This is a genomic window from Dactylosporangium sp. CA-092794 (assembly GCF_050948465.1).
Taxonomy (GTDB): Bacteria; Actinomycetota; Actinomycetes; order Mycobacteriales; family Micromonosporaceae; genus Dactylosporangium.
In genome coordinates this window covers 9,898,795-9,924,299 of sequence record NZ_CP192044.1, presented here as the reverse complement: position 1 = coordinate 9,924,299, position 25,505 = coordinate 9,898,795, and the positions used below count along the sequence as shown (strand labels likewise).

General features: G+C 74.0%; 25 protein-coding genes. 12 read left to right on the top strand and 13 right to left on the bottom strand.

Annotated elements, in window-relative coordinates; genetic code table 11:
• Window positions 1-64: 64 nt before the first annotated feature.
• The 4 genes from ACQPXD_RS42515 to ACQPXD_RS42500 all read right to left on the bottom strand — a co-directional run bounded on the left by ACQPXD_RS42515 (window position 65) and on the right by ACQPXD_RS42500 (window position 5,666).
• Window positions 65-853 carry an SDR family NAD(P)-dependent oxidoreductase gene (locus ACQPXD_RS42515; protein WP_432828438.1) on the bottom strand — a complete coding sequence of 263 codons (789 nt, stop codon included), beginning with the start codon at window positions 851-853 and terminating at the stop codon, window positions 65-67.
• Entirely contained in the window at window positions 850-1,641 is a 792-nt protein-coding gene (locus ACQPXD_RS42510) for an alpha/beta hydrolase (protein WP_432828436.1), read from the bottom strand. The genes ACQPXD_RS42515 and ACQPXD_RS42510 overlap by 4 nt, the downstream gene beginning before the upstream one ends.
• A gap of 143 nt (window positions 1,642-1,784) precedes the next feature.
• Complete coding sequence (locus ACQPXD_RS42505; protein WP_432828434.1) at window positions 1,785-4,577, bottom strand: ATP-binding protein; 2,793 nt, start codon at window positions 4,575-4,577, stop codon at window positions 1,785-1,787.
• 93 nt (window positions 4,578-4,670) lie between these two features.
• Window positions 4,671-5,666, bottom strand: coding sequence for a septum formation family protein (locus ACQPXD_RS42500; RefSeq protein ID WP_432828432.1), 996 nt, complete (start codon window positions 5,664-5,666; stop codon window positions 4,671-4,673).
• Between the two features lie 9 nt (window positions 5,667-5,675).
• On the opposite strand from ACQPXD_RS42500, the gene ACQPXD_RS42495 reads away from it, so the two are divergent.
• Window positions 5,676-6,287, top strand: coding sequence for a TetR/AcrR family transcriptional regulator (locus ACQPXD_RS42495; protein ID WP_432828430.1), 612 nt, complete (start codon window positions 5,676-5,678; stop codon window positions 6,285-6,287).
• 11 nt (window positions 6,288-6,298) lie between these two features.
• Here the strand turns inward: ACQPXD_RS42495 and ACQPXD_RS42490 are convergent, their stop codons facing one another.
• Window positions 6,299-7,120, bottom strand: a complete 822-nt coding sequence (locus ACQPXD_RS42490) for an MBL fold metallo-hydrolase (protein ID WP_432828428.1) — start codon at window positions 7,118-7,120, stop codon at window positions 6,299-6,301.
• 163 nt (window positions 7,121-7,283) lie between these two features.
• Between ACQPXD_RS42490 and ACQPXD_RS42485 the strand changes: the two genes are divergently transcribed.
• On the top strand, window positions 7,284-7,709 hold the full coding sequence (locus ACQPXD_RS42485; protein WP_432828426.1) for a VOC family protein: 426 nt from the start codon (window positions 7,284-7,286) through the stop codon (window positions 7,707-7,709).
• A gap of 3 nt (window positions 7,710-7,712) precedes the next feature.
• Here ACQPXD_RS42485 and ACQPXD_RS42480 read toward each other — a convergent pair whose 3' ends face one another.
• Window positions 7,713-8,684: a helix-turn-helix transcriptional regulator gene (locus tag ACQPXD_RS42480; RefSeq protein ID WP_432844162.1), complete on the bottom strand. Its 972-nt coding sequence runs from the start codon at window positions 8,682-8,684 to the stop codon at window positions 7,713-7,715.
• A gap of 140 nt (window positions 8,685-8,824) precedes the next feature.
• On the opposite strand from ACQPXD_RS42480, the gene fxsT reads away from it, so the two are divergent.
• Window positions 8,825-10,714, top strand: a complete 1,890-nt coding sequence (fxsT, locus tag ACQPXD_RS42475; RefSeq protein ID WP_432828424.1) for an FxSxx-COOH system tetratricopeptide repeat protein — start codon at window positions 8,825-8,827, stop codon at window positions 10,712-10,714.
• A gap of 92 nt (window positions 10,715-10,806) precedes the next feature.
• Here fxsT and ACQPXD_RS42470 read toward each other — a convergent pair whose 3' ends face one another.
• Together ACQPXD_RS42470 and ACQPXD_RS42465 are read right to left on the bottom strand one after the other, a co-directional pair.
• Complete coding sequence (locus ACQPXD_RS42470; protein WP_432828422.1) at window positions 10,807-11,625, bottom strand: SGNH/GDSL hydrolase family protein; 819 nt, start codon at window positions 11,623-11,625, stop codon at window positions 10,807-10,809.
• An 18-nt stretch (window positions 11,626-11,643) separates the two neighbouring features.
• On the bottom strand, window positions 11,644-12,990 hold the full coding sequence (locus tag ACQPXD_RS42465) for an MFS transporter (protein ID WP_432828420.1): 1,347 nt from the start codon (window positions 12,988-12,990) through the stop codon (window positions 11,644-11,646).
• Between the two features lie 106 nt (window positions 12,991-13,096).
• On the opposite strand from ACQPXD_RS42465, the gene ACQPXD_RS42460 reads away from it, so the two are divergent.
• On the top strand, window positions 13,097-13,720 hold the full coding sequence (locus ACQPXD_RS42460) for a TetR family transcriptional regulator (RefSeq protein ID WP_432828418.1): 624 nt from the start codon (window positions 13,097-13,099) through the stop codon (window positions 13,718-13,720).
• Here ACQPXD_RS42460 and ACQPXD_RS42455 read toward each other — a convergent pair.
• Window positions 13,706-14,173: a hypothetical protein gene (locus tag ACQPXD_RS42455; RefSeq protein WP_432828416.1), complete on the bottom strand. Its 468-nt coding sequence runs from the start codon at window positions 14,171-14,173 to the stop codon at window positions 13,706-13,708. The two genes, ACQPXD_RS42460 and ACQPXD_RS42455, sit on opposite strands and share 15 nt — an antisense overlap.
• A gap of 77 nt (window positions 14,174-14,250) precedes the next feature.
• Complete coding sequence (locus ACQPXD_RS42450; RefSeq protein ID WP_432828414.1) at window positions 14,251-14,592, bottom strand: YkvA family protein; 342 nt, start codon at window positions 14,590-14,592, stop codon at window positions 14,251-14,253.
• Window positions 14,593-14,622: 30 nt separating this feature from the next.
• Between ACQPXD_RS42450 and ACQPXD_RS42445 the strand changes: the two genes are divergently transcribed.
• The 6 genes from ACQPXD_RS42445 to ACQPXD_RS42420 all read left to right on the top strand — a co-directional run bounded on the left by ACQPXD_RS42445 (window position 14,623) and on the right by ACQPXD_RS42420 (window position 19,975).
• Complete coding sequence (locus ACQPXD_RS42445) at window positions 14,623-15,735, top strand: damage-control phosphatase ARMT1 family protein (RefSeq protein ID WP_432828412.1); 1,113 nt, start codon at window positions 14,623-14,625, stop codon at window positions 15,733-15,735.
• A 223-nt stretch (window positions 15,736-15,958) separates the two neighbouring features.
• Window positions 15,959-16,447: a hypothetical protein gene (locus tag ACQPXD_RS42440; RefSeq protein WP_432828410.1), complete on the top strand. Its 489-nt coding sequence runs from the start codon at window positions 15,959-15,961 to the stop codon at window positions 16,445-16,447.
• Window positions 16,448-16,470: 23 nt separating this feature from the next.
• Complete coding sequence (locus ACQPXD_RS42435; protein WP_432828408.1) at window positions 16,471-17,097, top strand: hypothetical protein; 627 nt, start codon at window positions 16,471-16,473, stop codon at window positions 17,095-17,097.
• A 56-nt stretch (window positions 17,098-17,153) separates the two neighbouring features.
• Window positions 17,154-17,759, top strand: coding sequence for a hypothetical protein (locus tag ACQPXD_RS42430; RefSeq protein ID WP_432828406.1), 606 nt, complete (start codon window positions 17,154-17,156; stop codon window positions 17,757-17,759).
• Between the two features lie 21 nt (window positions 17,760-17,780).
• Window positions 17,781-18,434 (top strand): hypothetical protein, encoded by a 654-nt coding sequence (locus ACQPXD_RS42425; RefSeq protein ID WP_432828404.1) that lies wholly within the window; start codon window positions 17,781-17,783, stop codon window positions 18,432-18,434.
• A gap of 95 nt (window positions 18,435-18,529) precedes the next feature.
• Window positions 18,530-19,975 (top strand): flavin-containing monooxygenase, encoded by a 1,446-nt coding sequence (locus ACQPXD_RS42420; protein ID WP_432828402.1) that lies wholly within the window; start codon window positions 18,530-18,532, stop codon window positions 19,973-19,975.
• A gap of 100 nt (window positions 19,976-20,075) precedes the next feature.
• Here the strand turns inward: ACQPXD_RS42420 and ACQPXD_RS42415 are convergent, their stop codons facing one another.
• From ACQPXD_RS42415 to ACQPXD_RS42405, 3 genes are all read right to left on the bottom strand, one after another.
• Complete coding sequence (locus tag ACQPXD_RS42415) at window positions 20,076-21,152, bottom strand: Zn-dependent alcohol dehydrogenase (protein ID WP_432828400.1); 1,077 nt, start codon at window positions 21,150-21,152, stop codon at window positions 20,076-20,078.
• Entirely contained in the window at window positions 21,149-22,498 is a 1,350-nt protein-coding gene (locus tag ACQPXD_RS42410; RefSeq protein WP_432828398.1) for an aldehyde dehydrogenase family protein, read from the bottom strand. Before ACQPXD_RS42410 ends, ACQPXD_RS42415 begins: the two co-directional genes overlap by 4 nt.
• A 250-nt stretch (window positions 22,499-22,748) precedes the next feature.
• Complete coding sequence (locus tag ACQPXD_RS42405) at window positions 22,749-23,348, bottom strand: hypothetical protein (RefSeq protein WP_432828396.1); 600 nt, start codon at window positions 23,346-23,348, stop codon at window positions 22,749-22,751.
• 96 nt (window positions 23,349-23,444) lie between these two features.
• Here ACQPXD_RS42405 and ACQPXD_RS42400 point away from each other — a divergent pair, with 96 nt between their 5' ends.
• Together ACQPXD_RS42400 and ACQPXD_RS42395 are read left to right on the top strand one after the other, a co-directional pair.
• A complete protein-coding gene (locus ACQPXD_RS42400; RefSeq protein ID WP_432828394.1) occupies window positions 23,445-24,110 on the top strand; it encodes a response regulator transcription factor in 666 nt (221 codons plus the stop codon).
• Complete coding sequence (locus ACQPXD_RS42395) at window positions 24,107-25,483, top strand: ATP-binding protein (RefSeq protein ID WP_432828392.1); 1,377 nt, start codon at window positions 24,107-24,109, stop codon at window positions 25,481-25,483. The genes ACQPXD_RS42400 and ACQPXD_RS42395 overlap by 4 nt, the downstream gene beginning before the upstream one ends.
• Window positions 25,484-25,505: the final 22 nt, after the last annotated feature.

Sequence of the window (25,505 nt, the reverse complement as noted above, 5' to 3'; positions counted from 1 at the left end):
CGATCACATCGGCGCGTTATCACCGTTCTATCGCGGCGCCCGGCGGCGGCTGCGCATCCCGCGACTACATGGTGGTGACCATGCCGCCGTCGATGAGGATGTCGGCGCCGGTGATGTTGCCCGCCGTCTCGGAGGCCAGGAGGAGGACCAGTTGGGCGACCTCGGCGGGGCGGGTGAACCGGGCCGTGGGGGTGCCGGCGACCGCGGCCGCCTGCACCGTGGCGGGGTCGAGGCCCTGGGCCTGGCCCACGGTCTCGGCGACGCCGCCGGGGCCCAGCCACAGGGCGGTCTCCACCGGTCCCGGGCTGACGGTGTTGACCCGCACGCCCGAGGGGCCCAGCTCCTTCGACAGCGACTTGCAGAAGCTGCGCAGCGCGGCCTTGGCGGCGCTGTAGTCGATGACCCCCGGGTCGGGCAGGGTGGCGTTCACCGAGCAGACGGTCACCACGGCCGAGGGGGCGCGCCGGATCAGGTGCGGGATCGCCGCCCGGGTCGCGCGGACGGCCGAGAACAGGTTGACCTCCAGCGCCCACTGCCAGTCCGCGTCGGTGACCCCGAGGAAGCCCTCGGTGCGGGGGTGCACGCCGCCGACGTTGTTGACGAGCAGGTCGATGCCGCCGAAGCGGGTCACGGCCTCGTCGACGAGCGCTTGGCAGCCGGCCGGCGTCGTCAGGTCCGCGAGGACGACGGCCACCTCGCCCTCGCCGGCGAGGGCGGTCAGGTCGGCGGAGCCGGTGCGGGCGCCCGCGGCGACGCGGACGCCCTCCTGCACCAGCGCCCGGGCCACCGCGAGGCCGATGCCCTTGCTGGCGCCCGTCACCACGGCGGTCCGGCCGGCGAGGCCGAGGTTCACAGTGACTGGTCCTTCAGCCATGTCAGGCAGGCGTCCGCCACCTCGCGCCACCCCGAGTCGATGGTCAGCGAGTGCGCCCGCTCGGCGAAGGTCACGATGTCGGTGACGGCTTCCGAGTGGCGGTACTGCTTGAGCGTCGCCCGGGTCACCGTCTCCGGGACGGTGTTGTCCTTGCCGCTGGCGATCAGCAGCAGCGGCCCGCGGGTCTGGTTGTCGGTGGCGACCTTGGCCGGGGAGTGCGGGTTGAAGTTGGCGGTGGCCGCTTCGAACAGCGGGCGGCCCGGCGCGGGGATCGTCCACCGCTCGTAGAGCTGGTCCGACTCTTCGGCCGAGACGGCGTTGGCGAAGGCGAACCGGAACTGCTCCGCGGTCAGCGAGACCGCCCGGTGCAGGTTGGCGGGGTTCTTGAACACCGGCAGCGTGGCCCGCAGCGCCGACAGCGGCACCGGGAGTACCCCTTTGATCTGTGCGGCGTCGATCGCGATCGCGGCCAGCGCCCGGTCCTGGCCCAGCAGCTTCTGCGCGATCATCCCGCCGAACGAGTGCCCGATCAGGATCGGCGCCGAGGGGAGCCGCTCGATGATGCCCGCGAAGTGCTCGACCACGTCGTCGATGCCGTGGTCGCCGATCGCGTCCGGGTCGGCCCGGGACGCCTCGACGGTGTCGCCGTCGCCGGGCCAGCCGGGGGCCTGCGGTTCGTAGCCGGCGTCCCGGAACAGCTGTACCCACGGATCCCAGGACGAGGCGTGCAGCCACAGGCCATGGATGAAGAGCACGGGGGTTGCCACGGATGTCTCCACTCGTCGTGAGCTGGGCGCCGGACGCACCGCAGCGCTCGCGACGACCGTAGGACGACGCGGCGCCGGCCTTCTTGAGTCGCGGGCCTGAGCCATGGGCCCGGCATCGCCGGTCGGCGGGGCGACGGCTAGCGTCAGATGACTGAAGGTGGCGGCGGCGGGGGCTGCTCGGCGTGGTCGGTCAGCGCCTCGGCCAGCTGATTGCGGGAGGCGACGCCGAGTTTCGGGAAGATTCGGTACAGGTGGGAGCCGACCGTCCGGTGTGACAGGAACAGGCGCTGGCCGATCTCGCGGTTGGACAAGCCCTGCGCGGCCAGCTTGGCGATCTGCGCCTCCTGCGGCGAGAGCCGCTCGCGCGGGTTCGGCGACGGCTGCCATCCGCGTTCGCCCGTCGCCCGCAGCTCCTGGTCGGCCCGCTGCGCCCAGGTGCGGGCGCCGACGGCGTCGAAGGTGCTCCGCGCCGCCCGCAGCGGTTCGCGGGACTCGACGACGCGTCGTTGCCGGCGCAGCCAGGAGCCGTAGGCGAGCTCGGCGCGGGCCCGGTGCCAGGGCAGCCGGCAGCCCGCGCCGTCCATGGCGGCCCGGAAGAGCGACTCGGCCGAGGCCCGGTCGGCCAGCACCGCTCTGGAGTACTCCAGGGCGATGGTCGACCCGGTCGAGGGGGAGGCGCCCGCGAGCTGCTCCATGGCGGTCAGCGCCGACCTCGCCTCGGCGCGGCGGCCGGTGTGGACGGCGGCGTCGGCCAGGTAGCTGAGCGTCCACATCTGCTGTACCCGCTGAGAGGCCGGGTCGGCGGGGACGAACACCCGGTGCAGCTCGCCGTAGGCCTGCTCATGGCGGTTCGCGCCCAGCTCGGCGATGCCGCGGGCCAGCTGCACGCCCGCGAGCAGGGACGACGCGGCGTTCGGGGTGCGCAGCGCCACGTGCTCGGCCTCGGAGAGCAGGTCGTGGCGGGTGTCCCAGCCCTCGCCCACCGCGTCGATCAGCGCCACGGCGATGCGCGCGGTGGCGGCCCACAGGGACTGGCCGGTCTCGTCCGCGAGCCGCATCGCCTCGTCCGCCGAGCTCGCCGCGTCGAAGATGCCCAGGTAGATCTCGGCCCAGGCGCGGATCGCCAGCGCCTCGGCCAGCAGGCTCATCCGGCCCTGCGCGCGCAGCTCCTGGACGGGCGTGGACAGGAAGGCGATGGCCCGGCGGAAGTCGCCGGTGCAGAACGCGGCGATGCCCAGCAGGCCCGCCAGGTCCGGCCGCCCGCCGGCGTCCGCGGGCCAGCGCGCGAGCTGCTCGATGACCGTCGGCCCCTGCTCGTACGACGCGGACAGCGCGTAGATGGCCAGCAGCCGCGGGTCGCCGGCCGGGAGGCTCACCTGCTGGGCGGCCCGGACGATCTCGAGCCGCACCGCCTCACCGGGGTCGCGCCACCACACCCGCCGGGCGGCGCCGACCAGCAGCTGCATGGCGAGTTCGACGTCCTGGGCGCCGGTGGCGTGCCGTGCCATGTCGACCAGGTGGCGCACCTCCGCCGGCTCGCCCGTGGAGCCGTCGTGGAAGACGCCCTCGAGCCAGGTCAGCCTCGACCGGTCCCGCGGCCGCAGCGCCATGCCCCTGACCTGCGCCTTGATCTGCTCGACCTGGCCGAACCGGCCCAGCTGGTAGCCGAGCTCCGCGGCGCTGAGCAGCCGGGCGGCCTGCGACTGCGGGTCCGGGCTCAGCGCGGCCGCCCGCTCGAACCAGGCGGCGGCGGTGGCGACCGCGCCGCGGCGCTGGGCGTTGTCGGCCGCGTGCTCCAGCTCGGCCGCGATCGGCTCGTCCCGCCCGGCCAGCGAGGAGGCCCGGTGCCACACCGCACGGTCGGGATGCGCGGCCAGGACGCGGGCGAGCGCCGCGTGCGCCTGCCGGCGCGTGGCGAGCGGCATGGCCTGCCGGAGGGCCGAACCGACCAGCGGGTGGGCGATGCGGTACCGCTCGCCGGCCACGGTCAGCAGCCCGTGCTCGAACGCCGGCTGGGCCATGACCCGGTCCAGCGGCGAACCGTGCAGGATCTCCGCGGCCGCGAGGACGTCGGTGATGTCGTCGCCGTCGTCGACCGCGGCGATGGTCAGCACCGCGCGCACGGCCGGGTCGAGGTGCTCGGCCCGCGCGGCGAACGCCCGTTCCAGGCGGGTGGTCATGGGCAGGTCGTCGTCCAGTTCGGTCCAGGTGTACCGCCCCGACTCCAGCGCCGCCGCGAACTCGAGCAGGGCGAGCGGGTTGCCGCGGGCCTGCCGCAGCACCCGTTCACGCACCGTCGACGGCAGCAGGGGTGCCCGAGCGTCCAGCAACGCGGCCGAGGCGGCCTCGTCGATGCCGTCCAACTCCATCCACTCGATCGTGTGGGCGTCGGTGAACGGCGGCGCCCCGGGCCGCGACGCGCACAGGACGATCACCCGCTCACCGGCGATCCGGCGGGTGACGAAGGCCAGCGCGTCGATCGACGGCTGGTCCATCCAGTGCAGGTCGTCGAGGCACACCAGGACGGGCTGCTGCCCCGCCGAGTCCACGAGCAGCTCCAGGACCGCCAGGTAGGTGAAGAACGGGTTGACCTCGGTAGAATCGCTCATGGCGAAGCAGGCGAGCAGGGCGTCGCGCTGCTTGGCCGGCAGCCGGTTGGCCCTCGGCAACACGGGCCGCAGCAGCTGGTGGAGACTGGCGAACGGCAGGTGCGTCTCGGACTGGCTGCCCCGCGCGGTGAGCACGGTGAACCCGAGCGACCGCGCCTGCTCCACGACTCCCGCCTGCAGCGCGCTCTTGCCCACCCCGGGCTCCCCGACCAGCCAGATCGTGCGACCCCGGGCGCCGACCCCGTCGAGGTGCCCGAACAGGACGCGCAGCTCGTCGTCGCGCCCGAAGAGAAGTCGGCCGGTGGTCGTGCTCACAGGGTCGAGCATTCAGCCGACGGCGCCCGCTGTCCACCGGACGCCGGAAATCGCACACCGGCCGGAGCGGAGGCCGCTCTGATCATCGCGCACCACGCCCGGTAGTCAGTAGGGAAGGGGACCGGTCCCGAGCCCCTTCAGCGACGCGCGGACCTTGTGGGTGGCGGCCACCATGGCGTAGCAGGTGCTGACCCGGTGCCCGGCCTGCCACTGGGTCTGATCGTCCAGCCACGTGTAGTAGATCCGAACGTCCCGGCGGCGCTGCATCGCCTGTTCCGACAGCCCGAGCAGCGCCGCCACGGCCCGCCCGCACCGCGGCCCGACGAACAGGTCCTGCGACTCGGCGGCCGGATAGGTCCCGGCGGGCAACTCGATCGTCGCGGCGAACTCGGCATCGTGCTCGGCGGCGCAGTCGATCCGCTGCTCGCCCGTGATGTGCGTGTAGAACCCCTGCCCGTCCGCCAGCCCACCGACCAGCAGCGCACAGCCCACCGCCACCCGCGCCGCCGCCCCCTTGAGCGACCCGGTCCGCTCGACCGCCTCCGCCGGATATCTGGTGCTCACGAGCTCGGCAAGCCCGCACGTGTAGGCCCGCGCACCGCTCTTCCACGCCGCGGTGGACGGCCGGCCGACGTGCGGGAAGAGCCATCCGGTGTGCCAGTCCGCGCCGACGTACTCCGTCGCCGCCGCCCCACAGTCGTCGAACGCGGCCCGCAGCGCGTCACTGCCCCACCCCGGCACGTCGGCCCCGTCGGCGAACCGCCCGGTCTTGACCACCTCGAGCTTGTGCGGCTTCGCACAGTCGACCGGCGCAACCGCCGGATCCCCCCGATCCCCGAACCCGACCAGCCCACTCCCGGTAAGGCACGCCCCGACCGGGGCCACCCACGCCGACGCGGCCGGCAGCGGCCCCCATCCGTTGGTGACGTCACCATCGGTACCCGCGGCCCGCGAACAACCACCGAGCACCACAACCACGGCAAGGACAAGGGCAAGAGCGGAACGAGGCACCCTGCAGACTCTAGGCCCCCGACGCGGGCGAGGAGGTCCCTGTCGGTGGCCGGCGGGATCCGGCTTTCGGCTGTAGGGGGTGGTTATCATCGGGGGATCATGGGCGAGAAGCAGTTCGGGCTGCGGGAGCGGACCCGGCGGGCGGTGCAGCGGGAGATCGCCGACGCGGCGACCGCGCTGTTCGTCGAGCGTGGCTACGAGGCGACGACCATCGACGACATCGCGGCGGCCGTCGGGATGTCGCAGCGGAGCGTCTTTCGGTACTTTGCCACGAAAGAGGAGCTCGTCCTAGGCAAATTCGACGTCGTCGCGGACGACATGCTCGACGTCCTGGGGGCGCGGCCGGCGGGTGAGCCGGTCTGGACGTCCCTGCAGCGCCTGTTCGACGTGCTGGTCTCCATCGCCGACATGCCGGGCCACGAGGAGTTCGTCGAGCCGATCCATCGCGTGATCTTCGAGACGCCGGTCCTGCGCGCCGGCTACCTGGAGAAGCTGCAACGCATGCAGGACGCGGTCGTCGCCGCGCTGGTTGAGCGGGCCGAGGCGGCCGGCGCGCCCTACGCCGCCGACGATCCGACGCCCCGGGCACTCACCGCGGCGGCCTTCGGGTGCCTCGTGGCCGGGCAGCACGCGTGGCTCGCGGCCGGCGCGAAGGGCTCCTACGCCGAGGCCATCGCGCGGGCCATGGCGACCGTCGGCCCCCGGGACTGACCGGTAGGCCGCTATGCGTCGCGGCGCAGTGAGGTCCAGGTGCCGTGCTCGGGGGCGTGCAGCAGCGCGGCGAGGCCGGCCTCGTCGAAGGCGAGCTCGAGCTCGTCGCGTCCCTCGCCAAAGTGCGCCCAGCCGTCGTAGTGGGCCGGGACGACCACGCCGGCGCCGAGGACGGCGGCGGCCGCGGCGGCGCGGCGGCTGTCCATGGTCAGGGGGCGGCCGCGGAACTTCGGCGACACCCGGGCCGCCCCGGCGTGCAGCACCGCGGCGTCCACGGCCGGGGCGCGGCGGGCGATCTCGGCCACGACGCGGATCGAGGCGTTGTCGCCGCTGAGGTACACCGTGGGCAGCCCCTGCCCCGAAAGGACGAACCCGACGACCTCGCAGTTGACGTTGCCGTCGGCGTCGCGTTCGCCGTCCTCGGGGCCGTGGACGGCCGGCACCGCGAGCACCGTCAGCTCGCCGCCGCCGTCCGGGCGCGGTATGGCGCGGGTGGTCCACGGGGCCAGCCCGGCCGCCGGCGGGCCGAGCTTCCCGGCGGATATCGGGCCGGTCAGCAGCAGCGGCGCGGCCAGCGCGAAGGCCCGGCCGCGGTCGTCGAGGTTGTCCGGGTGGTCCTGGTGGCTGACCAGGACGACGTCGACGGCGCCGAGCTGCTCCTCGGTCGCGACCGAGGCCATGGTCTTGGTGAGGTATCCGTGCTGCCCGACCGGGTCGAAGGTGGGGTCACTGACGATGCGCAGGCCGCCCAGGTCGAGCACGACGGTCGGGCCGCCCAGGACGGTGGCCGCGCACGCATCCGCCCGCGGCTTCGCGAGGATGTCCGGCACCATCGCCCGGTACCCCCGCCACGGCCGATGCGCCCATCCTCCCGGGGTAGCCGACGTGATCCACGCCACTGCCGGTTCCGGGCAGAAGGGGTCATTTCCCGTCCTCTACCGGCGCCAGAGTCGGTCCCGAACGGGAAGTACCCCATCATCACGTCAGGAGCGTTTCGTGTCTGTCAGCACTGTCACCCACCTCAACTTCCGCGGCGACGCCCGGGCGGCGCTCGAGTTCTACCAGTCGGTGTCCGGCGGCGAGCTGTCGATCGTGACCTACAAGGACATGGGCAACGTGGACAACCCGGCCGAGGCCGACCAGGTCGTGTGGGGCCAGGTGCGGGCCGCCAACGGCTTCCACGTCATGGCCTACGACGCACCGTCCACGCGAGCGTGGAGCCGGGGCGACGACCCGTTCTTCGTGTCGCTGCGCGGCGGCTCGGCCGACGAGATCACCGCGCTGTGGGAGAAGCTCGCCGACGGCGCCGCCGTCATCGCGCCGCTGGCGCCCTCGCAGTGGGCGCCGCTCTACGGGATGCTCAAGGACCGCTTCGGCATCACCTGGGTCGTGGACGTCGCCGCCGAGTACCCCGCCGCCTGACGGTCAGGACGCCGCGTCGGCATAACGGCGCGACAGCTGGGCGAACGCGCTCCTGAGCTCCTCGAGGCCGACCACGTGGACGGCGGCGTCGAAGCGGCCGAGGGACGCGGCGAGCCCGACCCAGGACCAGGAGCCCAGGACGAGCCGGCAGCGGTCCGGCCCGATCTCCTCGACGGTTCCGTCGCCGGCGAACGGTGCCACGTCGGCGGCGGGCCGGTCGAGGATCACCTCGCCCTGGCAGGGCCACTCGCCCGGACCGTCGCCGCGCGCTCCGCGGAACCGGGCGTTGACGAAGGCGCCGACGTCGCCGCCCGGGACCTCGCGCGGGGCGAACCGGGGGCCGGTGGGCGTACGGGGGCGGATCCGGTCGGCGCGGAAGGTACGCCAGTCCGCCCGGTCGAGATCCCAGCCGACGAGGTACCACCGCCCCGCCCGGGCGACGAGGTGATGGGGCTCGACCCGGCGGACCGGCGCGAGGCCGTCGCGCTCCGCGGTGTCGTAGTCGAAGCGCAGCACCTCCCGGGCGCGCACGGCGGCGCTCACCGCGACGAGCACCGCGGCGTCGACCGGCGGGTCCGGCCGCCGACCGCGGTCGACGGCGGTGACCCGGAGCGCGTCGATGCGGTGCCGCAGCCGCGCGGGCATGACCTGGCGGACGGTGGTCAGTGCGCGTACCGCCGCCTCACCGATGTCGGCGCCGGACGTGACGGCGAGCTGCAGCGCGACGGCGATGGCGACGGCCTGGTCGTCGTCGAACAGCAGCGGCGGCAGCTCGGCGCCCGCGCCGAGCCGGTAGCCGCCGTCGGGCCCCTTCAGCGCGCTGATCGGGTAGCCGAGCTCGCGGAGCCGGTCGACGTCGCGGCGCACGGTGCGGGGGCTGACGCCGAGCCGCTCGGCGAGGATCCGCCCGGGCCAGTCGCGGCGCGCCTGCAGCAGGGAAAGCAGGGACAACAGCCGGCCTGAGGTGTGGCGCATGCCGTGGACGATGCCAGCCGTAGCGGACAGTTCCTGTCCTCTGCCGCCGGAGCTGTCGTACTTCGACCGGTGCATGCGTGAACCGCTCATTCACGCGTACCGTTAGCGTGAGCCGCTGTTCCGTGGAGTGGGGGTGTCCGGTGCCGCACGATTCCGCGCCGCATGGCATCGCACGCCGCGACGGGTACACACTCGCCTACGACATCTGCGGGCACGACGACGGCTTGCCGGTGCCGCTGACCCAGCTGGAGCAGAGCTCGCCCGGCGCCTACCGGCTGCTGGAGATCTGCTCGGTCCTCGCCCCCGACATCGCCCTGGACCTGCTCGACAACACCGCGATGGTCGACCTGGTGCGCCAGGCCGACCCGACCCTGCCCCGGCGGCCCGGCGCGGCCAAGCTCATCCAGCAGCTCAACAAGCTGGCGCTGCTCAAGCTGGACAACGGCGCCCGCCACATCCAGGTGCACCGCATCCTGCAGAACGTCGTGCGCAAGCGGATGGCCCTCGAGCGCGTCGAGGCGACGCAGCGCGACGTGCTGCAGGTCTTCGTGGCCGTCCGGCCCGACGACGACGTCGACAACGGCGCCACCTGGGAGCGGTACCGGATGCTGTGGCCGCACCTGGAGGTGCGTCCGGAGGGCGAGCGGGTGCCCGGCCAGCCGCCCTCGCTGTTCGAGGCGGCGCTGGCCGCGGACGACCCCGAGGTGCTGGAGCTGATGGTCGACCGGATTCGGTATATCTGGGTCCGCGGCACCAACGACCAGAGCGGCGAGTTGGCCGAGGTCGTCGAGCGGGCCTGGCGGGCGCGGCTCGCCACGGCCGGCGATCCGGCGGAGCGGGAGCGGATCCTGGTGCCGCTGCTGCGGGCACAGTTCAACCACGCCAACGCGCTGCGCGATCAGGGTCGCTTCGAGGTGGCGTACGACCTCGACACCGAGACGCTGCGCGAGCAGCAGCGGATTCTCGGCGGTACCCAGGCCGACACCCTGATGACGGCGGGCGGCCTCGGCGCCGACCTGCGCGCGCTCGGCCACTACGGCCAGGCCCTCGATCGCGACCGGGCCACCCACGCCACCTGGGCGCAGGAGTTCGGCGACGACTACCCGCGCACGCTGGCCGCCCTGCACAACCTCGCCTCCTCGCTGCGGCTCGCCGGCTACTTCGCCGAGGCGCGCGACCACGACGAGCTCGCCGTCCGGCGGCGCGAGGTGGTGCTCGGCCGCGGCAAGTACTTCACCCTCTACTCGCAGGGATCGCTGGCCCGGGACCTGCGCGAGCTCGGCGAGTACGAACGCTCGATCGCGCTGCTCCGCGACGTCGTCAAGGGCTTCACCGCACTCCGGGGCCCGCTGGCCGCGATCACGCTGAGCGCCCAGATCAACCTCGCCGTGTCGATCCGCAGCGCCGGGCGCGCCGACGAGGCCCAGCCGCTGCTCGACGACGCCCATGGCACGCTGCGGCGGCAGTTCGGCGCGGAGCACTGGGAGACGCTCGCCTGCCGGCTCAGCCGTGCCACCAACCTGCTGTCGCTGCAGCGGTACGACGAGGCGCGTGCGGAGACCACGGCGGTCCGCGATGCCTACGCCGGGCGCCTCGGCCCCACCCACCCGCACACCCTGGTCTGCGAGAACAACCTCTCGGCCATCGAGCGGGCCCGGGGCGACCTCGACGCCGCGACGGCGGCGGCCGAGACCGCCTGCGCCGGGCTCGCCACGGCGCTGCGCGAGGACCACCCGTTCCTGCTCGCCGCGCGGGTGAACCGCACGATCTACCGCTACGAATCCGGCGACGAGGCCTCGGCGGCCGCCGAGGCGGAGGCGCTCGCCGAGCACACCCGTCGGGTGCTCGGCGACAAGCACCCGGACACGCGGCGCGCCCAGGCCAACGCCTCGCTGATGCGCCGCGGCGGCGGCGCCGACCCGGAGGTGGTCGCCGACCTGGCCGCCGCGCTGGGCACCAACCACCCGGCCGTCACCGCCGTGCGCGAGGGCCGCCCGTTGCACCGCGTCCTGGACCCCCACCCGTTCTAGGCACGGCACTCTTGCCGCCGGGCCGAGGCGTAAGGTCCGCGACCCTGCTGGAGTCGCAACGCGAACGTGTGCCGATCGTACGTCCCTACTGACTACCGGGCGTGGTGCGCGATGATCAGGGCGGCCTCCGCCATGCCGGTCGCGTTTGGGTGGTACGGATACGCCGGCGACGCCGGGGTCGCGCCCTCCAGCCAGCGGCGGGGCGGTGGCTCGCACAGGTCGTGGCGGGCGCTCGGGCCGCGGATGTCCACATAGGACGCTCCGTTGAGCCGGGCCACACGGGCCATCATCGCCATCAGTTGGTCGAAAGCGGTCTGGATGTAGTCGGCGTCGGCCGGGCGGAACGGGTCGGCCGGGTAGCAGCCGCCCGGGCGCCAGTAGGTCAGGTAGCCGACGACGAGCACGCGGGCGCGCGGCGCGCGGCGGTGGATCTCGGTCAGGGCGGCGGCCAGCTGTGGCGCGGTGTCGCGGATCCGCGTCGCGAACGTGTCACCCCACTGCTCCCGGCAGGTCGGGCCGGTCGTCGCCGGGTCGGGGCTCGCGCAGGTGACGAACGCGGCGCCGAGCTGGATGTCGTTGGCCGAGATGGCCAGGGTCACCAGGTCGGTGTCGCGGCGCAGCGCGTCGAACTGGGGCGGGACGGTGCCGAGCTGCCGGCCGGTGAGATCCGGTATGCGGGCGCCGGAGCAGGTGACGTCGGTGAGCGCGGCGCCCAGCCGGTCGGCCAGCAGGTGCGGCCAGTCGTGGTCGGAGCGCAGACACACCGGGTCGATCTGCTCGGGAATCAACGGACCGGCCGCCGAGGAGTCGCCGAGCGCCACGAGGGTGCGCGGCCGGGTCGCGGCGGTGGCGGACATGGACGTTCCGGCGGTGGTGAGGGCGAGCACGACCGCCATGATGCGAACCAGCATCGTCGCCTCCGGGCGGGCTCAGGCCGGCTCGGGCAGGGGCTCGGTGGACGCGGGGCTGGGCTCTTGGTCGTACCCCGGCCGCTCTTTGCGGATCGCGACCGCGAGGACCGGCACGAGCGCGACCCCGACGGCCGACGCGGCGGCGAGCACGTAGTAGGGCGTGACGAGGCTGCCGGTGGCGTCCTCGATGAGGCCGTACGCATACGGGCCCACGAAACCGCCGATGATCCCGAGCATGTTGATGAACGCCAGTCCCGCCGCCGCGACCAGGCCCGACATGCGCGACATCGCGACCGACCAGAACAGCGGCAGGGTGCCGAGGCTGAAGAAGCTGGCCCCGACGACCAGGCAGACGCTCCACACGCCGTTGCGGCTGACCAGGAAGCCCAGCAGGATCAGCAGGCCGGCGGCGGCCGCGATGCCGATCAGCAGGATCTCGCGGCCGTAGCGCTGCTTGAGCCACGGGAAGAGCAGCACGCCGGCCAGGCCGGTGAGGCCGCCCGCGCCGGCGACGAGGCCGATGAGGAACGGGCTGGACAGGCCCAGCGACTGGATGAACGCCGGGAAGTTGAAGCCGATGCCGGAGCTGATCGTCTGGTTGATGAAGTAGATCGCGCCGATGATCAGCACGAACGGGCGGGCGAACGCCAGTTTCAGCACGGTGCGGACGCCCGACGAGTGCGGCGGGGCCGCGCCCACGGCCTGCTCGGTGAGGACGGCCGACTCTTCGGCGCTCAGCCACTTGGCGTCGGCCGGCCGGCCCGGCAGCGCGAACCAGACCAGCACGCCGACGGCGATCGTGACCAGGCCCTCGACCAGGAACATCAGCTGCCAGCCGTGCAGGCCGAAGAGGCCGTCGAGCTCCATCAGGGCGCCGCCCAGCGGGGAGCCGACGAGGACCGCGATGCACGGGGCGGTGTAGATCAGCCCGACCATCGTCACGCGGTACCGCTGCGAGAACCACTGCGTGACCATGAACATCATGGCCGGGAAGAGCCCGGCCTCGGCCGCGCCGAGCAGCAGACGCAGGACGTAGAACGAGGTCTCGCCTTGCACGAACATCATCGCGGCGGAGATCGCGCCCCAGGTCACCGCGATGCGGGTGATCCAGGCCCGCGCGCCGACGCGGTAGAGCACGAGGTTCGACGGCACTTCCAGCAGCGCGTAGCTGACGAAGAACAGGCCCGCGCCGAGCCCGTAGGCGGCGGCGCTGATGTGCACGTCGGCCGCGAGGTGGGTCTTGGCGAGGGCGACGTTGGTGCGGTCGACGTAGGACATGAAGTAGGCGATGCCGAGCACCGGCAGCAGCCGGGTCATCGCCTTCCTGGTGGCGTGAGTGTGCAGGAGCTGCGTTGCGTTCGTCATCGGACGCCTCCGGCCTGGAGAGTAGCGGCTCTCATCAGGGATACTACTGAGTATCACGATAGGACCGACATTGTTGAGCGTCAATCGCCAAGGGAAAGAGGATCCGTTGAGCACGACTTCCGAGGTGGGGACCGAGGCGCGCCGCCGGATCCTCGACGCCGCCGCCGAGGCGTTCATGCGCAACGGGTTCGCCGAGACCGCGATCGACGAGATCGCCCAGGACGTCGGGGCGACCAAGGGCCTGGTGTATTACCACTTCCGCTCGAAGTTCGACATCTTCCTGGCCGTCTACACCGAGGGCATGCGCCGGGTCCGGGAGCGGGTCGAGCCGCTCGCCGACGTCCCCGGCGTCGGCCATGACCGGCTGGTCGCCATGTCGACGGCGCACGTGCTGAACCTCATGGAGGACCTGGCGTACCACCACGTCGTCCATCAGGCGGTGCGCGGCGACGCCTCGACCGCCCTCAAACCGCGTCAGCGCGACGAGCTGGCCGCGCTGAACCGGCTGCGCAGCGAGTACGAGGGCGTGTTCCGCCGGGTCCTCACCGACGGGATGGAAGACGGCTCGCTGCGCCGGGTCGACGCCGGGCTGGCCACCCGGGTGCTGCTGAGCAACCTCAACGCGGTCGACATGTGGTATCGCCAGCGCCCCGCCCAGTCCACGGCCGAGATCCACGACCTGGCCGGCCAGATCGTGGATCTCCTCGTCGGCGGCCTACTGAGCCGGTAGGGCGGCCCGGGTCCGATCCCGCGCGACGTCGGCGAGCAGCAGCACCAGGTTCGCGGCCAGCGGCGCCCCGGCGAGCGCGCCGAGCGGCCCGGCGGCCAGCAGGCCCAGCCACGCCGCACGACCGGCTCGGCGGGCGTGCCGCCGGTGGCCCGCACGCGCACGACCGGCAGCGCGATCAGCCGGCTGCGGGTGTTGCCGCGGTTCTCGGGCACGACCAGTGTGCCGCAGCCCGCAGCCCGCAGCCCGCAGCCCGCAGTCCGCGGCCAGCGCGCCGCGCTCGGTGTCGTAGGTGCATGCGTGCAGCGACAGCTCGCCGGCCTGCGCGCCGGCCGGGACGGCGGCCCGGTCCGCGGTGGACCGTCCGAAGTGGACAACGGCGACCGTGGCGAGCCCGATCACGACGAGCGCGGCGATCCGGGCCGCGCCGAGGCCTTGAGGTTGCTTGACCATCACGGCGTCGAGTCTCGCGAAACGGACGATCGGGGACACTGCCGCCAACCGGTCAGCCCGTGGTAGGGCCAGCCCCAGGGTCAGGGGGTGCGCTGGGGCGGGCGGCGCTGCAGCTGGGGCGGGAGGATCGGCTGGCCCTGCTGCTGGCGCTGGCGGGCCTTGATCGCCAGGCGGCTCAGGTAGAGCAGGGCGCCGCCGAGGACGCCGACGTCGTCGAGGTAGATCGGATCGGGAAGCAGGTCGATGGGGGAGATGGTGTAGATCAGGGCGGCCCAGAAGACCCAGCGGCCGCCGACGCCCATCGCCTGCAGGTACTTGCCGGTCTTCCATACCCGCACGGCCAGGACGATCGCCAGCACCAGCAGGGCGAGCAGCAGCAGCCCGCCGACCACGAACAGTGCGTAGAACAGCTCGTCCGACATGCACTCCAGTCTACGGGTGATACTGCCCCCATGCCCGACTTGCCGCCCGTCATCGTCAGCAACGCGGCCGGATCGTTCCCACGCTCGGTGCTGCGGGAGCGGCACCCGGCCATCGTGGAGCGGGTGCTGCGCGCGCATCCGTACCCGCCCGAGGTGCGGCCGCGGCTGGAACGGCTGCTCACCGAGCCGGTCGTGACGCGACTGCCGGGGTCGGCGCACGACGCGGCCGCCTGGGAGACCTGGGGCGAGGGATTTTACGGGCGATCGTGGTACGACGTGCCGTTCCTGTGGGCGGAGAACTTCTTCTACCGCCGCCTGCTGGACGCGGTGGGCTACTATGCGCCGGGTGCGTGGCAGGGGATCGACCCGTTCGGTCCGCAGAAGGCGGCGGAGCTGCCCGGGGCCGCGGAGCTGGCCGAGCTCGACGCGCTGCAGGGGCTGCCGGAGCACGAGCAGGCGGCCGGGGTGGTGCTGGCCGCGCTCTGGGGCAACCGGGCCGACCTGGGCTTCCGGCTGGCCGGCGGCGGGGAGCGGCACCGGGAGGAGCAGCTGGTCGTCGACGACAGCGCGCGGCTGTGGGAGCACACCCGGGGCGGCGCGGTGGTGGTCGTGGCCGACAACGCCGGGCGGGAGCTGCTGCCCGACCTGGTGCTGGTGGACTTCCTGCTGCGCACCGGGCGGGCGGCGCGGGTCGAGCTGCACGTCAAGCCGGCGCCGTACTTCGTCTCCGACGCGCTGACCGCCGACGTGCTGGCCGAGCTGCGCCGGTTCCCGCCGGGCAGCGCGATCGGCGGCCGGCTGGACGCGGCCCTGCGCGACGGGGCGCTGCGGCTGCACACCGAGGACTTCTACTGCGCGCCGCTGACCTTCCACGACGCGCCGGACGGGCTCGCCGCCCGGTTCGCGGCGGCGGAGCTGACGATCCTGAAGGGGGATCTCAACTACCGCCGCCTGGTGGGGGACCGGCACTGGCCGGCCACCACCTCGTTCGAGCGGCTTACCGGATACTTTCCGGGGCCGGTCGCCGCACTGCGGACGGTGAAGTCGGACGTGGTCGCCGGGTTGGCCGGGGGCGCCGAGCGAACCCTGCCCGCCTCATGGCGCACCAGCGGCGCTTTTGCCCTTGTCCAGGTTCGCGGCTGAGGTGTACGTCGGTCCGGCCCAGGACTTGCAGGAGTTCGTCATGCTGAGCACTCTGCCGTGACCGACTTGGCGGTCACTTGCGGTCCGCTTGCGAAAGCCCTCAAGCGTGGCGGCCGTCACGTTCATCCCGCGGGCACCTGACCCCGCGGCTCACCCGCGCGGGCGGCTTTTGTCCGGGTGCCCGGGGGTATCGCGTCAGCTCCCGATGGAGAGGAACGCGCGCATGCAACCTGAAGGCGACGACATGGCGCCCCAGGCTGACGATGGTGCCCCGGCCGCCACGGAGTTCGACAACGGTACCGCCTCGGCTCCGCCCGCGGCGCCGACGCCTCCCTCGGCGCCCGCACCCGCGTCCGCACCGGCCGCTGCGCCGGCCTCGGGGCCGGCTTCCGGTTCGGTCAACGGCGCGCAGTACCGGCCCGTCGGCGGCAGCGCCGCCACCGCCCTGGCCGGGCTGTGGAACGACGCCGACCGGCAGCGCATCAAGGGCAAGTGGCAGGAGCTGCAGCTGCGCTTCATCGACGATCCGCACCTGGTCGCGGGGGAGGCGGAGCGGCTCGTGCAGGAGGCGGTCGCGTCGCTGACCGCCTCGCTGGACGCCCGCCGGGGGCAGCTGCACCAGCAGCGCGCCGCCCGCGGCCTGGACACCGAGAACCTGCGCGCCTCGCTGCGGGACTACCGCGAGTTCCTCGACCGAATCCTCGGGCTGTAACAACCGCACTTGAGGGGGACCCCATGAACTCCACGACGATCACGATCGGGCTGGTGGTAGTCGCCTTGGCGGTGGGCGGCTGGATCCTGCTGCGCGGCGGCAAGGAGGACGAGGATGAGGCGGCCGAGGGCGTCGCCGGTTCGGCCCCGCCCGCCGCGGGCCACGCGGCCCCGGCCGCGCCGCGCCCGCCGGCGACCGCGGCCGTGCCGCAGGGCGCGCCGATGTCGTCGGTGCCCTACGGCCAGCCCGGCGCCGCGCCCGGCGGCTACGGCGCCCCCGCCGCCGCGCCCCCGCCGACCGGCGGCTACGGCCAGTCGAGCGCGCCGGCCGGCGGCATGTACGGCGGCGGAGGCGGGGGCGGCGGAGGAGGCCAGTACCTCTCCAGCGCGCCGCTGACCACCGAGGCCCACGCCTACGAGGTCCGCACCCGCTGGCAGGAGCTGCAGCTACGCTTCGTCGACGACCCGCAGACCGCGGCCGGCGAGGCGGAGCGGCTCGTCGACGACGCCCTGGCCGGGGTGACCGCGTCGCTCAACGCCCGCAAGGACCAGCTGAGCACCTGGCGCGCGTCGGGGCGCGACGACACCGAGCAGCTGCGCGCGGCGGTGCACGGGTACCGAGATTTCCTCAACCACCTGGTCGGAACCTGACCGAACGGTTTGAGCGGTGACGTCTCGCGGAATACCTCCATCGAAGGAGGACCGCCATGACAGCCACCCAAGTACTGATCACGATCATCGTGTTGGTCGTGATCGCCGCGATCGGCTACGGCATCTGGTTCGTCACCCGGCGGCGGGCCCTGCAGCAGCGGTTCGGCCCCGAGTACGACCGGGCCGTAGCCGAGGGCGACAGCCGCCAGGCCGCCGAGCGCGAGCTGCGCGAACGCGAACGCCGCCACGCCGAGCTCCAGCTGCGCGAGCTCGACCCCGCCGCCCGGGCCCGCTACGCCGGGCAGTGGGAGCAGATCCAGGCCCGCTTCCTGGACGACCCGGCCGGCGCCGTCCGTGACGCCGACGCGCTCGTGACCGATCTCATCGCCGAGCGCGGCTACCCCACCGGCGACTACGAGGAGCACGTCGCGCACCTGTCCGTCGACCACGCCCGCACGCTCGGTCACTATCGCGACGCCCACGAGATCTCGCAGGTCGCCGAGCGGGGCGAAGCCACGACGGAGCAGCTGCGCCAGGCCGTGGTGCACTACCGCGCGCTCTTTTCCGACCTGCTCGGCGCCGAACCGGCCGACGGCAGGCCCGACGTCCCCGCCCAGCGCGAGGCCGTCGACGTGCCCCACGACACCCGTAGCCGGTCGTAGGGCCGGGGGAGGACAGCAGCGATGACGCAGCAGGAGCAGCAGGAGCGGCGCGAGCCGCTGGACGAGACCTACGTGCCGCAGCCCCGGTCCGGCGAGCACGACGAGGACGCGGTGGTCGGCACCGCGCCCGCGCCGAACCAGCAGGACGCCGAGGCGGGCGCCGAGGAGAGCTACCCGGCCCGCACGTACGTCTCCGAGTCGGCCGACACCGACACGGACAGTGACGCCGACAGCGACGCCGAGGATCGGCGGTGGGCGGCCGAGCACGCCACCCAGCTGCGGGCCGGCGCGGTGGACACCGACGAAGCCGACGAGACGCAAGCGGTTGAGGTCGAGGACCAGCAGGACCAGCAGGACCCGGGCGAGGATGAGCTGGCCGAGTCGCGGCCCGGGGGCGTGGACGTGGCGGCGGTCGGGGCGCTGTGGGCCGACGGTTCCGCGGACGGGCTGCGCGAGCGGTGGCGGGAGCTGCAGCTCAGGTTCATCGACGACCCGCGGTCGGTGGCCGATGAGGCGGACCGGCTCGTCGACGAGGCGGTCGGCAGCGTGACCGAGTCCTTGCAGCGGCAGCGGCGCGAGCTGGCCGCCTGGCAGAACCAGGAGGAGGACACCGAGCGGCTGCGCGCGGCCGTGCGCGGCTACCGGGACTTCCTGGACCGGCTGCTGGGCCTCTGAACGTGAAAAATCCCGCGGGGGCTCGCCGCTGACGGCGGGCCCCCGTTCGGTGTACGGTCCTGGTACCGAAAAGTACCAGCCTGGTGGAGGCGCCGATGCACACCCGGATCGCGATCATCGGGGCGGGCTTCGGCGGGCTCGGCGCGGCCATCCGGCTCAAGCGGCGCGGCCACGCCGACTTCGTGATCTTCGAGCGGGCCGCCGACCTCGGCGGCACCTGGCGGGAGAACGCCTACCCGGGCTGCGCCTGCGACGTGCACTCCCAGGTGTACTCCTTCTCGTTCGCCCTCAAGCCCGACTGGACCAGCACCTACTCCCCGCGGGCCGAGATCTGGGCATACCTGCGCGACTGCGCCGACCGCTTCGGCGTGCGCCCCGCGATCCGGTTCGGCACCGAGGTCCGCCAGGCCGCCTGGGACGCCGCCGCGGCCCGCTGGCGGATCGGCACCTCGCAGGGCGAGTGGACGGCCGACGTCCTGATCGCCGCGGGCGGGCCGCTCAACGAGCCCGTGGTGCCGAAACTGCCCGGCCTGGAGACGTTCCAGGGCGCCGCGTTCCACTCCTCCCGCTGGGACCCGGACGCCGAGCTCGAAGGGCGGCGGGTCGCGGTGATCGGCACCGGCGCGTCGGCGGTCCAGATCGTCCCGGCGATCGCGCCCGCGGCCGGCCGGCTCACCCTGTTCCAGCGCACCCCGGCCTGGGTGATGCCGCGCCGGGATCGTCCCCTGCGGCGCTGGGAGCAGTGGGTGTACCGCCGGATTCCGGGCGCCCAGCGCCTCATGCGGACCGTCCTGTACTGGCAGATCGAGGCGGGCGTGATCGCCTTCCAGCGCCCCGCGGTCATGCGCCGCGTGCAGCGGCTGGCCCTGGCCCACCTGCGCCGCGCGGTGCCCGACCCGGGGCTGCGGGCCCGGCTCACCCCGAGCTACGCGATGGGCTGCAAGCGGATCCTCAAGTCCGACGACTACTACCCGGCGCTGACCCGCGACAACGTCGAGCTCGTCACCGAGGCGGTCACCGAGGTCCGCCCGCACGCCGTGGTCACCGCCGACGGCGCCGAGCACCCGGCCGACGTCATCGTCTTCGGCACCGGCTTCCGGGTCACCGACCTGCCGATCGCCGAGCGGATCCGCGGCCGCGACGGGCGCACGCTCGCCGAGTGCTGGCAGGGCAGCCCCCAGGCCTACCGGGGCACGACGGTGGCCGGATTCCCCAACCTGTTCCTGCTGCTCGGCCCCAACACCGGGCTGGGCCACAACTCGGTCGTGCTGATGATCGAGTCGCAGCTGCACTACGTGCTCGCCGCCCTCGACCGGCTCGGCCGCACCGGCGCCCGCGCGCTCGCGCCCCGGCCCGAGGCGCAGGAGCGCTACGTCGCCGCGCTGGACCGCCGGATGGCCGGCACGGTGTGGGCGTCGGGCTGCCGCAGCTGGTACATCGACGCCACCGGCCGCAACTCCACGCTGTGGCCGGGCTCGACCTGGTGGTACCGCCGGCGCATGCGCCGCTTCGACCCGGGCGCCTACGAGGCGATCGGGTGAGCCTGCACTTCACCCGGGCGGGCGCCGGCTTCGGCCGTTACCCGGCCCCGGCGACCGCCCTCGCCATGCCGGCCGTCGTCGCCGCCCTCGGCGGTACCGCTCAGAAGCGCACGAGCGTCCGAGCGCCCCGGCCCGCACGCATCCGGCTGAACGCCTCGCCCACCCCGGAGAGGTCGACCTCGTCGGTGACCAGCGCGGCCAGGTCGAGCCGGCCGGCCCGGTGGTGCTCGAGCAGGATCGGCACGTCCACCGCCGGGTCGGTGCTGCCGTACATGCAGCCGCGCAGCGTCCGGGCGTAGTAGGCGACCTCCAGCGCGTTGAGGGGCACCGGGTCCTGCGCCGCGCCGAGCCCGACGACCGTGGCGGTGCCACCCCGGCGGGTCGCCGACCAGGCGGCGCGGATCGTCTCGCCCCGCCCGACGCACTCGATCGCGTGGTCGGCGCCGCGGCCGCCGGTCAGCGCCCGGATCTCCTTCGCCAGCCCCGCCGACGGGGTGCGGAAGTGGGTGGCGCCGAGCGAGCGGGCCAGCCCCTCCTTCTCCGGCGCCGGGTCGACGGCGACGATCGCCGACGCGCCGGCGATCCGCGCGCCCTGGATCGCGGCCAGGCCGACGCCGCCGAGGCCGATGACCGCGACCGACTCGCCGGGCCGGACCCCGGCCGCGTTGGTGACCGCGCCGACGCCGGTGAGCACCGCGCAGCCGAGCAGCGCCGCCTCGGCGAGCGGGAGGTCGGCCGGGACCGGGATGCAGGCGTTGGCGCCGACCACGGTCTCGGCGGCGAACGCGCCGGTGCCCAGCCCGGCGAAGACCGGCTCGCCGCCGGTGCTGGCGAACGGCACCGCGCGGGCGTCGTCGGCGTGCTCGCACAGGTACGGCTCGCCGGCGGCGCAGTACCAGCAGGCCCGGCACGGCGGCGACCAGTTGAGCACCACGTGGTCGCCGGGCGCGACGCCGGTGACGTCCGGCCCGGTCTCCACCACGACGCCGGCGCCCTCGTGGCCGAGCACGGCCGGCAGCGGCTGGCGCAGGGTGCCGTTGGCCAGCGACAGGTCGGAGTGGCAGACCCCGGCCGCGGCGAGGCGGACCCGCACCTGGCCCGGCCCGACCGGGTTGAGCTCGATCTCCTCGACGGTGAGCGGGCCGTCGACGGCGCGCAGGACGGCGGCGGCGGTCACAGCTGGATCGCCTTCACGGCGGTGAACTCGTCGTAGCCGTGGCCGCCCAGCTCGCGGCCGTAGCCGGAGTGCCCGACCCCGCCGAACGGCGCCGCCGGGTTGAACGCGCCGCCGTTGATGTCGACCTGGCCGGTGCGCAGCCGCCGGGCCACGGCGACCGCGTGCTCCCGGTCCGCCGACCAGACCGCGCCGGCCAGGCCGTAGCGGGTCGAGTTCGCGATGCGCACCGCATCGTCCTCGTCGCGGTACCGGATGATCGACAGGACGGGGCCGAAGATCTCCTCCTGGGCGATGGCGGCATCCGGATCGACGCCGGCGAAGACCACCGGGGCGACGTAGTAGCCGACCGGCGGGACCGGTCCGCCGCCGAAGGCCATCGTCGCGCCGCCGGCCAGGCCGCGCTCGATGTGGCCGAGCACCCGGTCGCGTTGCGCGGCCGAGGCGAGCGGGCCGAGCCGGGTGGCCGGGTCGGTCGGGTCGCCGACGGTGTACTTCTTCGCGGCGGCGACGGCGAGCTCGACCGCCTCGTCGTGGATCGCCTCCGGGACGAGCATCCGGGTCCAGGCGGTGCAGGTCTGGCCGGAGTTGAGGAAGCAGTTGGCGACGCCGACCTTGACCGCGGCGGCGAGATCGGCGTCGGGCAGGATCACGTTGGCGGACTTGCCGCCGAGCTCGAGGGCGACCCGGGTGACGTTCGGCGCGGCGAGGGCGGCGACCGTGCGCCCGGCCTCGGTGGAGCCGGTGAATGAGATCAGGTCGATGCCCGGGTGGCCGGCGAGCGCGGCGCCGGTCGGGTCGCCGTAGCCGTGCACGACCGTGTACACGCCGCCGGGGAGCCCGGCCTGCCGCACGAGGTCGGCCAGGAGGGCGGCGGAGAGCGGGGCGACCTCGCTGGGCTTGTGCACGACGGTGTTGCCGGCGGCGAGGGCCGGGGCGAGCTTGGCGATGGTCTGGTGCAGCGGGTAGTTCCACGGGGTGATCGCGCCGACGACGCCGAGCGGCTCCCGGTAGATCGCCGAGTTGCCCACCGTCTCGGACGTTTCGGGTTTGTCCAGAATGTCGATCATCGACCGCAGGACCGCGAGCGGCAGGCCGACCTGGACTTTCCGCGCGACCGCGAGCGGCGCGCCCATCTCGGCGGTGATGAGCGCGGCGAGCTCGGGCGCGGCCTCGGTCAGCGCGTCGAGCAGAGCCTGGAGGTGGGCGGCCCGCTCGCCGCGGGAGAGCGCGGCCCAGCCCGGCTGCGCCGCACGGGCCGCGGCCACCGCGGCGTCGACCGCGCCGGCATCCGCCGCCTCGACGGCGCCGATGACCTGCTCGGTGGCGGGATTGATGATGTCGATCACGGTGCGTGCTGCTCTCTGTGCGGACGCGATTCCTACCGAGATCGTAGCCACGCCCCCGCCCGCCCCGCCCAGCCGCCGCGACCGGAACTCTCCACGATCATGCCGAACCCACCACCGACACCCCGGCTTTTCATGATCGTGGAGTGGTGATGTACCCCTGTGTACCGAAAGGTTCCGGGATCATGGCAAACCCGGTGTCCGGTCAGCGCGGGCATCATGATCACGGAGACATACGTCCGGCCCGGCCGCTTTATGCGGCGGCGTTCTCCGGCATGACGAGCAGGAGCTGGCCGCCCGGGCGGGTGCACATGCGGACCGGCAGGCACATCATGCGGCCGGCGCGGATCAGGACGGTGGCCGTGTCCAGGTCGGCCACCCGCAGGCCCGGCGCGCCGCTGCGGGTGGGGCCCGACGCCATCAGCACGCCCCGCCAGGCGGCCTCGGCCAGGCGGCGGGAGTGGCGCACCTGGCGGGTCGAGCGTGGCTCGGCCGGTGCGCGGCACAGGTCGCCGTAGCCCTGTGCCCAGGCTTGCTCCAGGAAGGCTGCGGCGGCCGGGCCGGCGAACACCCGGAAGATCTCGTAGCGGTGCCGGGTGCCGGCCGTGTAGCGGTGCACACTCGCCGGGTGGCCGGCGGTGGTGAGCAGCTCGGCCAGGCGCTCCGCGGCGACCCCGCGGTTGAATTCGGCCACGACACCGGACGGGGTCGAGAGCGGCCGTGCCCGGGTGCTGCCCAGCCCCCGGGCACGGCCGCCTCCCCCACACACCCCGGTACAACGCACCAGCACGGCCGCCTCGAACGCCTCGGCGGTCGACGCCCGGAATCGCTCGTCGCTCGACACCATGTTCACCACCACACGGTGGCAATCGGCCCGTACCGGGGGAAACGGCCAGACGTGTTCCTTGAGAAACTCTTGAACGTCGACCTCCCGTACCATGGGCGAACAATGCGGGTGATGCTGGTGGAAGACGACGCGCGGGTGGCGGCCGCCCTGGCCACCGCGCTGCGCCGGCGCGGCCACGACGTCGTGCACTGCCCGACCGCGCAGGCCGCGCTCGAGACGTTCGCGGGCGAGCCGTTCGATCTCGTCCTGCTCGACCTCAACCTGCCCGACGGCGACGGCATCGACGTCTGCCGCACCCTGCGGCGCCGGGACGAGACGGTGGCCATCATCGCGGTGACCGCCCGGGCCGAGGAGCGCGACCGGGTCGCCGGGCTGCGGACCGGGGCCGACGACTACGTCGTGAAGCCGTATTCGATGGCCGAGCTCAACGCCCGCATCGAGGCCGTGCTGCGACGCGCCGCCCGGGCCGCGCCGGCGCCGAGCGAGGTGCTCGAGGCCGGGCCGGTCGCGGTCGACATGGCCGCCCGCCGGGTCGTCGCGGGCGGGCGCGAGGTGGCGCTGACCCGCAAGGAGTTCGAGATCCTCGCGGTGCTGGCCCGCACGCCCGGTGTCGTGGTCTCCTACGACCGGCTGATCCTCGCGGTGTGGCAGACCAGCTTCGTCGGCCGGCACACCCTCGACGTCCACGTCGGCTCGCTGCGCGCCAAGCTCGACGTGCCGGGGCTCGTGCAGACCGTGCGGGGCGTCGGGTACCGGCTGGCGCCATGAGGGTCCGGCTCGGCGCGGTGTATCTCGTGCTGCTCCTGCTCGTGCTGGCGGCGCTGGAGGTGCCGCTCGCGATGACCATCGCCGGCCGGGACACCCAGCGGCTCGTCGCCGACCGGCTGGCCGACGCGACCCGGTTCGCCACGCTCGCCGAGCCGGCGCTGCGTGACGACGACACCGCGGAGCTGGCCGCCGAGCTGAGCCGCTACGAGGAGGTGTACGGCGTCGGCGCGATCGTCGTCGACCAGGACGCGCACGAGAAGGTGAGCTCGCGCCCAGGCATCCCGCTCTCCGACGCCGACGTGCTGCGCCAGGCCCACCGGGCCCTGGAGGGGCGGGAGGCCAGCGACGACGGCACGGTGTGGCCGTGGCGCACCGACCCGCTGGTCGTCGCCGTGCCGGTCGGCCGGGGCGGCGAGGTCATCGGCGCGGTCCTCACCGTCTCGCCGATCGGCCGCAACGCGCACGGCGTCGGTACCTCGTGGGGCGTCCTGGCCGGCGGCGGGCTGATCGTGCTCTTCGTCGGCAGCGTCGCGGCCTGGACGCTGGCCCGCTGGACGCTGCGCCCGGTCGCCGAACTCGACGCCGCCGCCCACGAACTCGCCGCCGGCGACTACGCGGCCCGGGTACCGGCCGCCGACGGCCCGCCGGAGCTGCGCCGGCTCGGCACCGCGTTCAACGAGATGGCGGCGACCGTCGCCGACTCCCTGGAGCGGCAGCGGGCGTTCGTCTCGCACGCCAGCCACCAGCTGCGCAACCCGCTGACCGCGCTGCGGCTGCGGGTGGAGGACCTCGGCGCCGACCTCACCGACCCGCAGGCGGTCGAGGGCCACCGGCTGGCGCTGGAGGAGGCGGAGCGGCTCGGCGACGTGCTCGACAGCCTGCTCGCCCTGGCCCGGGCCGAGAAGGGCCGGTTCGACCTGGTCGACATCGACGCCGGCGAGACGTCGTGGGCGCGGGTGCTGGCCTGGCAGCCGGTCGCCGCGAAGAAGGGCATCACGCTGCGGTACGTCCGCCCGGCCCGCCCGCTGCGGGCCCGCGCCGTGCGCAACGCCCTCGACCAGGCCCTCGACGCGCTGATCGACAACGCGGTGAAGTTCTCCGGCCCGCAGACCACGGTGTCGGTCCGCCCGGCGGCCGACGACGGCGGCGTGGCCCTGCACGTGGTCGACAACGGCCCGGGCCTGACCGAGGAGCAGCGGGAGCTGGCCACGGAGCGCTTCTGGCGCGCACCCGACGCGCAGAACGTCGACGGCAGCGGCCTGGGCCTGCCGATCGTCGCGGTGCTGGTCGACGCCTCCGGCGGCCGCCTCGACCTGCTGCCCAACGCCCCGACGGGCCTGCACGCCCGGCTGTGGTTCCCGGCCGCCCCCTGACGGCCACGAGGTGCCGCGAAAG

Coding starts and splice junctions, on each gene's coding strand:
- ACQPXD_RS42505 (WP_432828434.1), bottom strand. CDS start 4,577: ATGCTCGACCCTGTGAGCACGACCACCGGCCGACTTCTCTTCGGGCGC.
- ACQPXD_RS42500 (WP_432828432.1), bottom strand. CDS start 5,666: ATGATAACCACCCCCTACAGCCGAAAGCCGGATCCCGCCGGCCACCGA.
- ACQPXD_RS42495 (WP_432828430.1), top strand. CDS start 5,676: ATGGGCGAGAAGCAGTTCGGGCTGCGGGAGCGGACCCGGCGGGCGGTG.
- ACQPXD_RS42490 (WP_432828428.1), bottom strand. CDS start 7,120: ATGGTGCCGGACATCCTCGCGAAGCCGCGGGCGGATGCGTGCGCGGCC.
- ACQPXD_RS42480 (WP_432844162.1), bottom strand. CDS start 8,684: ATGCGCCACACCTCAGGCCGGCTGTTGTCCCTGCTTTCCCTGCTGCAG.
- ACQPXD_RS42470 (WP_432828422.1), bottom strand. CDS start 11,625: ATGCTGGTTCGCATCATGGCGGTCGTGCTCGCCCTCACCACCGCCGGA.
- ACQPXD_RS42465 (WP_432828420.1), bottom strand. CDS start 12,990: ATGACGAACGCAACGCAGCTCCTGCACACTCACGCCACCAGGAAGGCG.
- ACQPXD_RS42450 (WP_432828414.1), bottom strand. CDS start 14,592: ATGTCGGACGAGCTGTTCTACGCACTGTTCGTGGTCGGCGGGCTGCTG.
- ACQPXD_RS42445 (WP_432828412.1), top strand. CDS start 14,623: ATGCCCGACTTGCCGCCCGTCATCGTCAGCAACGCGGCCGGATCGTTC.
- ACQPXD_RS42440 (WP_432828410.1), top strand. CDS start 15,959: ATGCAACCTGAAGGCGACGACATGGCGCCCCAGGCTGACGATGGTGCC.
- ACQPXD_RS42435 (WP_432828408.1), top strand. CDS start 16,471: ATGAACTCCACGACGATCACGATCGGGCTGGTGGTAGTCGCCTTGGCG.
- ACQPXD_RS42430 (WP_432828406.1), top strand. CDS start 17,154: ATGACAGCCACCCAAGTACTGATCACGATCATCGTGTTGGTCGTGATC.
- ACQPXD_RS42425 (WP_432828404.1), top strand. CDS start 17,781: ATGACGCAGCAGGAGCAGCAGGAGCGGCGCGAGCCGCTGGACGAGACC.
- ACQPXD_RS42420 (WP_432828402.1), top strand. CDS start 18,530: ATGCACACCCGGATCGCGATCATCGGGGCGGGCTTCGGCGGGCTCGGC.
- ACQPXD_RS42400 (WP_432828394.1), top strand. CDS start 23,445: ATGCGGGTGATGCTGGTGGAAGACGACGCGCGGGTGGCGGCCGCCCTG.
- ACQPXD_RS42395 (WP_432828392.1), top strand. CDS start 24,107: ATGAGGGTCCGGCTCGGCGCGGTGTATCTCGTGCTGCTCCTGCTCGTG.